Source organism: Chryseobacterium sp. UNC8MFCol (genome assembly GCF_000482305.1).
GTDB classification, from domain to species: Bacteria; Bacteroidota; Bacteroidia; order Flavobacteriales; family Weeksellaceae; genus Chryseobacterium; species Chryseobacterium indologenes.
This window is the reverse complement of record NZ_KI535291.1, coordinates 360,488-373,944: the sequence shown is the minus strand read 5'-3', so window position 1 is coordinate 373,944 and position 13,457 is coordinate 360,488. Positions and strand designations below refer to the sequence as shown.

Below are 13,457 nucleotides of genomic sequence, written 5' to 3'. Positions count from 1 at the left end.
TGTTTACAAATTTTAGAGTTATCTGATAATGCAAATTTCCGTACTATTCAGTTAGTTATTGTTGTGTAATTTCTTGTTTGATTTGTGAGATTTACTGTTTTATTTCTTCCACTTCAACCGCAGGCTGTTACTGACCACGCTCACGCTGCTCAATGCCATTGCCGCACCCGCAATCATCGGGTTGAGCAGGAAGCCGTTAACAGGGTAAAGGATGCCTGCCGCTACCGGAATGCCGATTACGTTGTAGATAAACGCCCAGAACAGGTTTTGCTTGATGGTGGCTACGGTCTGTTTGGACAAGCGTATTGCCTGCGGTATCTTGGTCAGGTCGGACGAAATGATGGTCATCTTGGCTACGTCCATTGCGATGTCGCTGCCTTTGCCCATTGCGATACTTACATCGGCTGTTGCCAATGCGGTGCTGTCGTTGATACCATCGCCCACCATTGCCACTACCTTTCCTTTACTTTGCAGTTCTTTCACAAAGTCGGCTTTGTGCTGTGGCAAAACTTCGGCTTTGTAATGCTTGATGCCTGTCTGCTCCGCAATGGCTTTAGCGGTAGCTTCATTATCTCCGGTCAGCATATACAGGTCAATGCCCATTTCCTGCATTTCCCGGATAGCCTGCACCGATGTTTCCTTAATCTTATCGGCGATAGCGATTACAGCAAGAGCCTTTTTGCTGTTTGCAAACCAGATAACGGTTTTAGACTGTTTGCCCCATTCTTCGGCCTGGTCTTGTAATTCTCCGGCAATGGCAATGTTGTTTTCTGCCAATAGCTTTTTGTTGCCTACATAATAGGTTTCGTTGTCATGGTCTGCTTTTGCGCCTTTGCCCGTAATGCTGTCGAACATGGATAAAGAGGTGGTCGCTACATCGCCAAGATGCTTCACTACGGCTTCTGCCAATGGATGCTCGGATTGCTTTTCGATGCTCAAAAGGATTTCTTTTGCAGTGTCCTCATTGTTCAGCCATTTAATGCCCGTTACCTGTGGTCTTCCCTCGGTGATGGTTCCGGTTTTGTCCAAAACGATGGCATTTACTTTTTTGGCCAGTTCCAAACTTTCGGCATCCTTTATCAAAATGCCATTTTCAGCACCTTTACCAACGCCTACCATAATAGCGGTGGGTGTCGCTAAGCCTAAAGCACAGGGGCAGGCAATGACCAATACCGTAACGGCTGCCAACAGACCTTGAACAACCCCGTTTTCGCCTCCCAAAATCAACCATAGCGTAAATGTCAGGATGGCAATACCTATCACTGTGGGAACAAAGATGCCCGCAATCCTATCGACCAGTTTCTGTACGGGTGCTTTGCTTCCCTGTGCATCCTGCACCCTTTTGATGATGTGGGCAAGCATGGTTTCTTTGCCCACTTTTACCGCCCTGAACCGGAAGCTGCCTTTTTGGTTAATCGTTCCTGCAAATACTTTTTCTTTTTCTTTTTTCAATACAGGTACAGGCTCACCGCTTAACATGCTTTCGTCCACATACGAATTGCCCGATATGACCATGCCGTCTACCGCAATCTTTTCACCGGGCTTTACGAGTATCACATCGCCTGCGCTTACGTCTTCGATAGCGGTCTGCTTTTCCGTTCCGTCCGCCTGTACCACGATGACCGTTTTTGGCTGCAAGCCCATCAGCTTCTTAATGGCTGAAGAGGTGTTGCCTTTGGCTCTTTCTTCCAGCAGTTTTCCCAAGAGGATGAATGCGATAATAACGGCAGCCGCTTCAAAATATACGTGAGCATGCAGTCCCCGTTGATGCCAAAAGTCGGCAAACAGCATATTGAAAACACTGAACAGGTAGGCAATACCTGTACTCAATGCCACCAGCGTATCCATATTGGCGGAACGGTGCTTTGCCTGCTTCCAAGCGTTTACAAAAAAATCCCTGCCCAACCATATTACAACGGGCGTGGAAAAGAGCCACATTATCGGGTCTGCATAGGGCATATCCATAAAGAACATTCCTATGATTACCACGGGCAGGGAAAGGATAATTGCCCAAATGGTCTTGTTTTTCAAGGTTCGGAATTTCTTTTCGTGGATGGCTTCGAGCGTTTCCTGCTGCTTGGTTTCGTCTTCAATCAATAGGTCGTAACCTACTCCCTGAACCGCTTTTTGCAGGGTGGAGGCATCGGTCATATTGGGCAGATATTCCACGGTAAGATTGCCCGTTGCAAAGTTCACGGAAGCATTAACTACTCCCGGTTGGTATTTCACAATGCTTTCGGCACTGCCCGCACAGGATGCACAGGTCATGCCCAATACCGGAAAAGCACTTTTAACCGTAGGAACTCCGTAACCTAAATCTTTAATTGCCTTAACAGCCTCGCCTACGGTTTCATTGCTATCTACTGTAATCGCTGCCCTTCGGTTGTTCAGCTCTACTTTATGGGTTTCTACGCCTTTTACCTGTGCCAATCCCTTTTCAACGATTAATGCACAGTGTTCGCTTTCTACATCCTCCAATGGAATGTATATATTTTCTCTGTTTGTCGCCATATTTGCCTGCTTTAATTTACAATACAAAATTGGCTATTATATTTATGGGTACTGTTGTGAAATTTTGGATTTGATTTGTAAGATTTACTTACACTTTATCCAACGGTTTTCTTTTATCCTCTTTAATCTGTTTGAAATGGCTTGGTGTTAGCCCGGTAACTTTTTTAAACTGGTTACTCAAATATGCCACGCTCGAATAATTTAGGCGGTTCGCAATCTCACTTAATGACAACTCATCATACACCAACAATTCTTTGACTTTCTCCACCTTTTGGGCGATAAAGTATTTTTCAATGGTTGTACCCTCTACCTCTGAAAACAGATTGGACAGGTAATTGTAATCGTGATGCAATTTGTCACTCAATACATCGGAAAGGTTGGTTTTTACATCACTATCCTGATGGTGTACCAGGTCAATGATAATGTTCTTTATCTTTTCTATTATCCTGCCTTTTTTATCGTCAATTACTTCAAATCCTAATGGCTCTAAAGTTTTGGACAAATTCTCTTTTTCCAGAGATGTTATTTCTTTGGAAAGAATAACTTCGCCCAGTTTTATATTTTTAGCATCTAATCCCAGTTTTTCCAATTCGTTTTGTACCACCATAATGCAACGGTCGCAAACCATATTTTTAATAAAGATTGTATTCATATTTATTTACTGACTACGTTTAGTATTTAATACATAAGCAATAAACAAATTTACAATTTAAGTTTAATTACTCTGACTTCTTGCCAAGAGGAATAAAGCCTGTGTACATATATACTTACTGTTTTTCATCTTGTTCGTCCATTTTCTTTATCAGTGCTTCACACAGCCTGTCGAGGAATTTCGTTCGGTTTATTTTGCGGGCTTTAAGTTCCATAAACGTATGGTAAAAGTCGCCTAACTCAATATTGAAGGCATCTTCAAACGTTTTGGCTATCAATTTTATTTCTGTATTCCCATTGTTAAATGCACCGTGGGAGTACAGTGCATAAATGAGTTCCGTGAGTGCAGTTTTGCTTGCTGTCCATATCAACGAATTATCTGAAACCTTTTTAACGTTGATGTTATTTAACCTGTCTTCCAAATATACCTGTATCAGGTCATTAGCAATTATCTTGGCAACCTTATAATCGTGCGAAGTAGAAAAGCGATGGTCTGCCTCAAAATAAAAAGTGTCTAACCATAGTCTTATATCGTGCTTGCCACGTACAAAAAATTGTTCGTCAAAGAAAGAATTATTGCTACGGTAATACTTATAAAAATCAAGGTTATTTTCAAAGAACCTTTTTAGCTTTTTCAGTTCTTTGACAAAATATTTCTTGGTACGCTTATTTCCATACGGTCTTCTCGTTTCGATTTTATAGATGGCATTATAATAGATGAGCTTTGAAACGATAATTGGCTTTTGATATTTAAAAAAGCGAATTTCTTCATCAACATTCTTAAATCCTCTTTTTAAAATATATTTTTTTACGTCGAATAAACATTTGATAATAAGTTGTATAACTGCTTCAATGCGTTCTATCGAACAGTCTGCTTCAATCTCAAATTCTTTGATTTCGTTTTCCAGCTTAGCCAGCGTTTCGTTATAAAATTTATCCATCCGTTATCCTAAATCTATTTTTTAAACAATAATAGAGAAGCCCAAATACTGTCATATTTGAAAGAAATTTGCATTTTCGGGTTTCTCTTTTGGAACTTTGGTTTTTGCTCGATACAGAACTAATAAGTCCATTTTTAGTGATAGGGATAGATATAATAGTGTCTAATTTTATGTATATCAAAGCAATAAGACACAGAGCTAAAAAATATCCCAAAAAGTATCATAAAGAGCGAAGGTCTTTTCTTCTTCTTCTTCTCCTTCGACAAATTGACATTTGATAACTTTTGCCTTTCTTACGAATTGTCTGTTTTATTCATCATTAGGATGTTCTAATCTTAAAATTTCATCCGCTGTATCCTTACTGCGTTTAGTATAGCTAATAAGGCAACCCCAACATCTGCAAAAACAGCTTCCCACATAGTCGCTAAGCCCCCAGCTCCCAAAACTAGTACAATAGCTTTTACTCCGAATGCTAAAGCTATATTTTGCCAAACGATTTTCTTTGTCTGCTTGCCTATATTGATTGCCATAGGTATTTTACTCGGTTTGTCGTCTTGTATTACCACATCTGCCGTTTCAATGGTCGCATCGCTTCCCAAACCGCCCATTGCAATACCCGCATCGCTCAAAGCCACAACAGGCGCATCGTTTACACCGTCGCCAACAAAAGCAACGCTTCCGCCTTTGGCTTTAATTTCTTTAACTCTGTTTACTTTATCTTCAGGCAATAAATCTCCGAAAGCATTATCTATCCCCAACTGTTCCGCTACATACTTTACAACCGTACTTTTATCTCCGCTAAGCATAGTAGCTTTAACATTGAGCTTATGCAATAGATTTATGGTTTCCTGTGCGTCTTCTTTTATGCTGTCCGCAATGGTAATGTAACCAACAAACTTTCTATCATAAGCCACTGCGATTACCGTGTAGACAATGCTGTTCGGGTCTATGTCATAAGTAATAGAAAATTTATCCATCAGCTTAAAATTCCCTACCAATAATTCTTTCCCATTTACATTAGCCTTTAGTCCGTGTCCTGCAATTTCCTCTATATTTTCTAATGGGATATTGTGGTTTACATCGCCTACATATTCTTGAATGGCAGTTGCTACGGGGTGGCTACTATGGCTTTCCAAAGCATTGACCATTTCTAAAATTTCTTTCTCATCAAATGCCTTGTCAAATACAACTTCCTGAACTTTAAATACGCCCTCCGTCATTGTACCTGTCTTATCCATTACTACATTTTGTATGCTGGCAAGAACATCCAAAAAGTTGCTTCCCTTAACCAATATTCCATTTTTACTCGCTGCCCCAATTCCGCCAAAGTAGCCTAAAGGAATACTTATTACCAATGCACAAGGGCAAGAGATAACAAGGAATACCAAAGCACGATACAACCATTGGCTGAACACATAATTTTCTACAAAGAAGTAGGGCAATGCTGTAATTAGAATAGCTAACAGCACTACAATTGGTGTATATACTTTTGCAAATTTTCTGATGAATAATTCTGTAGGAGCTTTTTGAGAAGTAGCGTTTTGTACCAGTTCTAAAATTTTACTTAGTTTACTATCCGTATAGGCGGTTGTCACTTTTACCTGTGAAACGGTATTTAAGTTTATCATCCCTGCCAGTACCGTTTCACCTTTTGATTTAGTGTCAGGCTTGCTCTCACCCGTAAGAGCTGCTGTATTGAAAGATGCAGCTTCGGACAATAATTCTCCGTCCAATCCTAACTTTTCTCCAGGCTTCAATTGTATTATCTCTCCAATAGTAACTGTTTCAGCTTTTACAACTTTTGTTTGAGTGCCTTGTAAAATGGTTACTTCATCAGGACGTTGGTCGAGTAAAGATTTGATATTTGTTTTAGCTCTCTTTACTGCTAATGACTGAAAGACTTCACCAACAGCATAAAACAGCATTACAGCAACACCCTCGGGGTATTCACCAATGGTAAAGGCTCCAATAGTAGCAATACTCATCAGCAAAAATTCTGAAAAAACATCGCCTTTACCAATACTTTCAAAAGCTTCTTTAATTACAGGAAATCCGACTGGTGCATAAGCTATTATATACCAAACAGTTCTTACCCAACCTTGAAACCATTCAGGTTTCAAGACATTGTCTAAGTAAATAGCAATTAGCAATAGTACCAAAGAAATAATTCCTGGTAAAAACATTTTTATAACGCTGTTTTTATCAACAGCTTCACTTCGTTCATTGCTCTTTTGATTAACTTTTTCATCCGTTGAGCAACAAACATTATCAGTACTCTGCCCTGTATTTGTTTGGGCATCGTTTTTGTTTTCCTCCGTGCAGCAGAGTTGCTTGCCCTGCGCATCATAAATATGCTTGTGATTTTTATCTGTATTTATCATCGTTTAGTTATTATTGGTTAATCTTCGTCTTCTCCTGCATTAGATAATTTTGCATTTACAAAAAATGCTCCTTTTACAACGATTTTTGGATTGGCAGGAACTTGTTTGATAAAAGTAATTGCGGTATACCCCATATCAGATACCCCTTTCAATATTTCTATTTTTTCAAAATTTATACTTGCCTTATCTTCCTTTTCATTTTTATCAGCATCTTTATGATTTTCTTCTTCTTTACCTTCTTCGTGATGCTCTTCTGCTTTTTTATCGGTTTGTACGAAAATATAATATTTACCATCAGTATTTACGATGGCATCATTGGGAACAGCAGGTGTAGTTACATTGCTTAAGCTTACAACCCCTGTTATGTTCATTCCATCAATTAAACCAATTTTACTACCTTTTATACGACAACGTACAGCAATAGTTTTACTCTCGTTTTGAAAAGATGAACCGATATTGAAAACCGTAGCCTCATATTCTGTGGTTGGATTATTTGTCAATCTAAAATGAATAGTTTGCCCGATTTTTATTTGTGGTAAATCTTTTTCGAATACTTGTAAATCCAAATGTAATGAGCTGTTATCTACTATTTCAATTACCGGCGAAGAAACATCTACATAACTTCCAATTTTAGCGTAAACATTACTTACTGTGCCATTTAAAGGACTAATTACTGTCAGAGCAGATTTCAAATTACTGTTTGATAAGGTGCTGGGATTGATGCCCATTAATTGTAGTTGTTGATGTAAAGACGCTTTTCGAGTACGAAGGCTGTTCAATTCGGCTGTTGCACTTTGTAAATTTTTCTTTGCGCCAGCATTTCCTTCATTTAACTCTTTTTGTCTTGATAGCTCTTGCTCTGCAAAAGTTATCTTACTTACTACACTCAAATATTCTTCCTGTAATTGTATAAACTGCGGATTGGCAATAGTTGCTATTATTTCACCCTTTCTAACATAATCCCCAATTTGAACTTTCAATGTTCTTATCACTCCACCATATAAAGTTGTAGCGTTGGCTTTGTTGTTATTAGGAACATTCAGATTTCCATTTGCTTTGATAGTTGCAGACAGCTCTCTTTGTTCTATTGTGCCTATTTTTATTCCAACTATCTTTAATTGTTCCTCTGAAAGAGTGGCAATGGTTGGTACTTCTTCCTCGGCTTCTTCTCTTTGAATTTCTTTTGCTTCCTGGTTCTGCCCATTTCCATCTTTCTGATTATTGCAAGCGGAAAATGCAAATATTAAAACAGTTATCACTGTTACAATTGTGATTTTATTTATGTTGAATTTCATTTTTTACTTATTGATTAATGAGAGAATAAATATTGATTACAGACTGGTTTACCTGCTGAATACTTTTCAGATAATTTAATTGAATGTCGGTTGCGGTTTGCAATGCAAAAAGATATTCCACATAGCTAATTTCTCCTGTTTTATACCCTAATTGTGCCGCTGATACTATTTCTTTGGCATTAGGCAATGCTTCTTGCTGAAAATAATTAAACTGTTGCATATCCTGTTGGTATTGCTGCAAAGCATTTTGTAATTGTGTTGTTAATGCTTGCTGCTGCTGCTGAGCATTGGCTTCGGAAGCCTGTTTTCTGAAGTCCAAAGATTTTATCCTTGCTTTGGTAGCACCATAAGTGATAGGAATTGCAATGCCAATATTTACAGAATTGAAACGGTTACCAGAATTAAAATATTTTTCCATACCATTTACTGTGTGAAAACCTATTAAAGATTGATTTGTAAAACCAATTGTAAAATCAGGTAAACCTTGGGAACGTTCTACCTTTTTGGTCTGTTCTGCAATAACAGCATCCTGATACAAGGATTGAATGGCGGGATGACTTGCTACTACATCATTATCCAATAAATTGCTGATTTGTAAAGGTTGAAAAATTCCATTTTCTGCAATGAGAAAATCCTCTCTTGTATTCATCAAAGTTTTCAGACTGGCAACAGCATTATTTAAAAACACTTTATTCTGTTTTAACAATAAATTGATTTCCCCTTTCTTAGCTTCTGCCGTACTGATGTCCACTTTTTTTGTATCGCCGGTTTTATAACGAAGCTGTGCTATTTCTATAAAATCGCTGTACAGACTATCTAACTGTTGTAATTGCTTTTGGTTATGTTGCAAATATAGGATTTGATAATAGTAAGTTCTGACCTGCGTTTTTAACTCTAGTACGGTAAGATTTTTCTGTAATTCTTTCCCTTTTATTTCGGCATTAATCAATTGTTTTTTTGCTCCGAATAATGTAGGAAAAGGAATAGTTTGTGCCACTTCAAAAGACTGGTCGAATTTTGTACTGTTGTACTGCCCCAATTGTGCATTAAAACCTAATTTTGGTAATTCTCCGGCAGTTTTTTTCAAGGCTTTACTTGCATCAATTTCTAAATCTGAAGCCTTTATGGTTTGATTATTTTTCAGCGCGATGTTTATTGCTTCATCAACACTGGATAAATCTTTCGTTTGTGCGTTTGCTGTAAAACCTACCAATGATAGCAGTAACACAACGATAGTTGTAATGGGTTTCACTTTAAATTTTCTTTTTAAATTAATTTTTGAATTGAAGATGATATACAATAGAGGCAGTACGAATAGGGTAAGGAATGTTGCAGTTACCAAACCACCGATAACAACTGTAGCCAATGGTTTTTGTACCTCTGCGCCTGCACTACTGCTCAAAGCCATTGGCAGAAATCCTAAACTGGCTACTGTTGCAGTCATCAAAACTGGTCTCAAACGGATTTTAGTTCCTTCGATTACCCGTTTCAATACATCTTTTTCTCCTTCTTTTTCTAATTGATTGAAAATACCTATCAGTACAATTCCGTTTAGGACAGCAACGCCAAACAATGCAATAAATCCAATACCTGCGCTGATGCTAAAAGGCATTCCTCGAAGTAACAAAGCTAGTATTCCTCCAATTGCACTCATTGGGATGGCTGTAAAAATTAATCCTGCCTGTTTAAAGGAACTGAAAGTAAAGTAAAGCAGTACAAATATCAATATTAAAGAAACTGGAACAGCTATCAGTAATCTATTGCTTGCTTCCTGTAAATTTTCAAACTGTCCTCCATAAGTGAAATAATACCCTGATGGTAATTTTACTTGGTTGTTCAACTTTTTTTGAATTTCTTCTACCACACTTTGTACATCTCTGCCTGCAACATTAAAACCAATTACAATTCTTCTCTTTCCAGCTTCACGGCTTATCTGCGCAGGTCCTAATTTATAGTCAATTGTAGCCACCTGTGATAGAGGAATTTGACTGCCTGTGCTAGTTGGTATCATCATATTGTTTACATCTTCAATACTACCTCTATAGGTACTATCTAAACGCACAACTAAATCAAATCGCCTTTCATTCTCAAAAACCACACCTGCACTTTTTCCTGCAAAAGCAGTACTTACAACATTATTTACATCTTCTACATTTACTCCATAATTGGCTAAACGAGTTCGGTCGTATTCAATATTAATTTGAGGTAACCCGCTTACCAGTTCTACCTGAGGCACTGTAACTCCCTTTACTGTTTGTATAACTTTGCTAACCTTATCGGCATTTAACGCTAGTGTGTCTAAATTTTCTCCGAAAATCTTAATTGCAACATCTTGTTTTACCCCTGTCATAAGTTCGTTAAAGCGCATTTGAATGGGTTGGCTTTTTTCGACAATAATGCCAGGTATTACGGCTATTTTTTCTTCTATTGCATCGCCTAATTCATCGTATGTCCTTCCGGATTTCCATTCACTTTCAGGCTTAAGAATAATTATTAAATCTGTTGCACTTGGAGGCATTGGGTCAGTAGGTACTTCACCAGCTCCAGTTCTACCTACCACCATTTTTACTTCATCAAATTGTTTGGCAATTCTCGAAGCAAGCATCGAAGTTTCTATACTTTGTGATAATGAGGTTTCAATAGGCATTTTAAATTCAAACGCATATTCTCCTTCTTGTAGTTGGGGTATAAATTCTCCTCCCATTCGGCTAAACAAGAAAATACTAATTGCAAATATGGCAATGGCGATACCAACGAACCAATACTTTATGCTAATCGCTTTTTCAAGCAAAGGCTGATATTTTCTTTGTAACCAATTCATCATTCTATCGGAAAAGGTTTCTTTATGTGAAGGCTTTTTGGATAAGAACAAAGCACACATCATAGGTATGTATGTTAAGGATAAAATCAAAGCTCCAAAAATGGCAAAACCTACAGTCTGTGCCATCGGACGGAACATTTTGCCTTCTACGCCCACTAACGTAAGAATAGGAATGTAAACAATTAGTATAATGATTTCACCAAATGCTGCACTACTACGAATTTTGGAGGCAGACAGAAAAACTTCCTCATCCATTTCAGTTTGTGTAAGCCTTTGTTTAGATTTTCGTAAGCCTAAATGATGCAATGTGGCTTCCACAACAATTACTGCCCCATCTACAATCAACCCAAAATCTATGGCTCCCAAACTCATTAAGTTGGCGCTTACACCAAACACATTCATCATCGCCAAGGCAAACAGCATTGCTAAGGGAATAGCGGAAGCTACAATTAATCCTGCTCTAAAATTTCCTAAAAAAAGTACCAATACAAAGATTACAATCAATGCACCTTCTATCAGGTTTTTTTCTACGGTACTCATTGCCTTGTCAACTAAAACTGAACGGTCTATATAGGGCTCAATAATAATATCATCAGGTAATGACTTTTGTATAGTAGGAAGCTTTTCTTTTATTTTTTCAATTACATTATTGGCGTTTTCGCCTTTTAACATCATCACAACACCACCTACTGCATCAACATCTCCATTATATGTCATTGCTCCATATCTTACAGCATTACCAAATCGTACATCCGCCACATCTTTTATAAAAATTGGAACACTGCCAGGATTATTCTTTACACTAATGTTTTTTATATCATCTAATGATGTAACCATACCAATACCTCTAACAAAATAAGCACTTGGTTTCTTATCAATATATGCTCCCCCTGTATTTTGGTTGTTTCTTTCAAGAGCGTTGAAAATATCGGTAATACTTACATCCATAGCCTTTAAGCGACTAGGATTAACAGCTACTTCATATTGTTTTAGCTCGCCGCCAAAACTATTTACTTCTGCAATTCCGGGAGTACCATACAGTTGCCTTGCTACAATCCAGTCCTGCATTGTACGTAGGTCTTTGGCATTGTATTTATTTTCACTTCCCTTTTTGGGATGTATTATATATTCGTATATCTGACCAAGTCCTGTACTTACCGGAGCCAGTTCCGGCGTTCCTATTCCATTCGGAATTTTTTCTTCTGCTTCTTTCAGTTTTTCGTTAATGAGCTGTCGGGCAAAATAAATATCTACTTTTTCCTTGAATACAACTGTAATTACGGACAAACCAAACCTCGAAATACTTCTGGTTTCTTCTAAATCGGGAATATTAGCAATGCTTTGCTCTATGGGAAAGGTAACTAATTGTTCTACTTCCTGAGCTGCCAATGTTGGGCAAACCGTAATTATTTGTACCTGATTATTTGTAATATCGGGTACGGCATCAATGGGTAATTTTGTGGCACTCCACACTCCCCAAATAATGAGTAACAATGTCATTATTCCGATGACAAGTTTGTTCTTTATACTAAATTTTATGATACTGTCTAACACAATTCATATGATTAAAGATTAATAAATAGTGGATATAAATTCTTCCACTCCATATATGTGAAATGAATAGCTAAATGCTCGACTGAGGGGGTACGTTATTTAATAGTGAATGGATGCCCATACACCGACAATAAAATACAGTCGCTAAAAATTTAGGCATTAATCTTTGGCGGCTGCCAAATATTTCCGTGGTAGTTGGAATTGAACCCGAAATCCCAAAGTGGGAATTTTTGTATTTTGTCGAAACTAGACTTAGCTTCGCCTATTTTGAAAGTTTGAAATGTAAAAACAGCAACAGTGTGACAAGTGGCACAGGAGCAAAAAGGGCTACATACGTCAATGCTATTTTCTTGACCATCACCCGCTTGTATAAATTCTGATTTTGTAGTATTGTTTATGCTAATATCGCACGCATCAGTACACGGCATTACCGATAATGCCATAAAGTATATACTGAATAGGATTACAAATATTTTCATCAGACTACAAATGTAAAATATAATTAGTGCAATTGAATTGCAAAGTTTAAAGGTGTATTAACTACAGCTTGAGCATTTCCCCTTGAGAACCAAATTAGCTCCTTCTAATTTAAAGTTTTGAGGAATTTTGATGTTTGGAATTTCAGTTTCCGTAAGACAAAAGGTATGTTTGCAGTCGGTGCAATAAAAATGTGTGTGTAGTTCTGATAAATTGCAATTACATCCAGATTGACATAGTGCGTATTTTACAACTCCACTTCCATCATCAATGGTGTGGATGAGTTTGTGTTCCAGAAATATTTTGAGTGTTCTGAATAAGGTAACACTATCTGCTTTCTCAAACTGTTCTGCCAGCTCTTTATGGCTTACTGCGTATTGTTGTTTTAATAGCTTTTCTACCACCAACAAACGCATAGCGGTAGGCTTTATGCCTTTTTGGTTTAAAATTTTTTCTAATTCTGTCATTCTAATTCAAATTTCTTTTGTCCAATCATTGTTATCATCTTCGTTAACTGCTATTTGCTCTATGATGCTATTTGCTACACTGTCGGAGTACGTGCCATAGCCATTTACGAAAATACCTTTTGCTCCGTCTTTTTGGTTTCTCATTGCATACAAGATAGCTTCATCTTCCAAGTCATTCAGCCCTGTAAAACGATAAATTTTATCAATAACTATGTCACTTAAATTGACCTTTTCACCTCCTGTTTTATATGAGATATTTTCTTCCAATAGGTTAAAATCTTCAGTATAACCTCTTAGTCTTAATATTTCAATTACCTCTGATAATGTTTTTTCTGTTGATGCCATAAGTTATTCTTACA

The 13,457-nt window shown here is 37.5% G+C and carries 9 protein-coding genes; all 9 read right to left on the bottom strand.

What is annotated here, in order from left to right; translation table 11 throughout:
* Positions 1 to 99: 99 nt before the first annotated feature.
* Complete coding sequence (locus M030_RS0119525) at positions 100 to 2,511, bottom strand: heavy metal translocating P-type ATPase (RefSeq protein WP_027374962.1); 2,412 nt, start codon at positions 2,509 to 2,511, stop codon at positions 100 to 102.
* An 88-nt stretch (positions 2,512 to 2,599) separates the two neighbouring features.
* Complete coding sequence (locus M030_RS0119520) at positions 2,600 to 3,163, bottom strand: helix-turn-helix domain-containing protein (protein ID WP_024566623.1); 564 nt, start codon at positions 3,161 to 3,163, stop codon at positions 2,600 to 2,602.
* 115 nt (positions 3,164 to 3,278) lie between these two features.
* Positions 3,279 to 4,103 (bottom strand): RteC domain-containing protein, encoded by an 825-nt coding sequence (locus M030_RS0119515; protein WP_002981101.1) that lies wholly within the window; start codon positions 4,101 to 4,103, stop codon positions 3,279 to 3,281.
* A 335-nt stretch (positions 4,104 to 4,438) separates the two neighbouring features.
* On the bottom strand, positions 4,439 to 6,484 hold the full coding sequence (locus M030_RS0119505; protein WP_002981102.1) for a heavy metal translocating P-type ATPase: 2,046 nt from the start codon (positions 6,482 to 6,484) through the stop codon (positions 4,439 to 4,441).
* A 17-nt stretch (positions 6,485 to 6,501) separates the two neighbouring features.
* Entirely contained in the window at positions 6,502 to 7,779 is a 1,278-nt protein-coding gene (locus tag M030_RS0119500) for an efflux RND transporter periplasmic adaptor subunit (protein ID WP_002981103.1), read from the bottom strand.
* Between the two features lie 7 nt (positions 7,780 to 7,786).
* Positions 7,787 to 12,154, bottom strand: a complete 4,368-nt coding sequence (locus tag M030_RS0119495) for a CusA/CzcA family heavy metal efflux RND transporter (protein WP_002981104.1) — start codon at positions 12,152 to 12,154, stop codon at positions 7,787 to 7,789.
* Positions 12,155 to 12,306: 152 nt separating this feature from the next.
* Positions 12,307 to 12,633, bottom strand: coding sequence for a DUF6660 family protein (locus tag M030_RS26090; RefSeq protein WP_002981105.1), 327 nt, complete (start codon positions 12,631 to 12,633; stop codon positions 12,307 to 12,309).
* 57 nt (positions 12,634 to 12,690) lie between these two features.
* Entirely contained in the window at positions 12,691 to 13,098 is a 408-nt protein-coding gene (locus tag M030_RS0119485) for a Fur family transcriptional regulator (protein WP_002981106.1), read from the bottom strand.
* A gap of 6 nt (positions 13,099 to 13,104) precedes the next feature.
* Positions 13,105 to 13,443: a hypothetical protein gene (locus M030_RS0119480; RefSeq protein ID WP_002981107.1), complete on the bottom strand. Its 339-nt coding sequence runs from the start codon at positions 13,441 to 13,443 to the stop codon at positions 13,105 to 13,107.
* Positions 13,444 to 13,457 lie beyond the last annotated feature (14 nt).

What these genes read in the sequence shown, in the direction of transcription:
- M030_RS0119485 (WP_002981106.1), bottom strand. Translation starts at nt 13,098, where the DNA reads ATGACAGAATTAGAAAAAATTTTAAACCAAAAAGGCATAAAGCCTACC.
- M030_RS0119480 (WP_002981107.1), bottom strand. Translation starts at nt 13,443, where the DNA reads ATGGCATCAACAGAAAAAACATTATCAGAGGTAATTGAAATATTAAGA.
- M030_RS26090 (WP_002981105.1), bottom strand. Translation starts at nt 12,633, where the DNA reads ATGAAAATATTTGTAATCCTATTCAGTATATACTTTATGGCATTATCG.
- M030_RS0119525 (WP_027374962.1), bottom strand. Translation starts at nt 2,511, where the DNA reads ATGGCGACAAACAGAGAAAATATATACATTCCATTGGAGGATGTAGAA.
- M030_RS0119505 (WP_002981102.1), bottom strand. Translation starts at nt 6,484, where the DNA reads ATGATAAATACAGATAAAAATCACAAGCATATTTATGATGCGCAGGGC.
- M030_RS0119515 (WP_002981101.1), bottom strand. Translation starts at nt 4,103, where the DNA reads ATGGATAAATTTTATAACGAAACGCTGGCTAAGCTGGAAAACGAAATC.
- M030_RS0119500 (WP_002981103.1), bottom strand. Translation starts at nt 7,779, where the DNA reads ATGAAATTCAACATAAATAAAATCACAATTGTAACAGTGATAACTGTT.
- M030_RS0119520 (WP_024566623.1), bottom strand. Translation starts at nt 3,163, where the DNA reads ATGAATACAATCTTTATTAAAAATATGGTTTGCGACCGTTGCATTATG.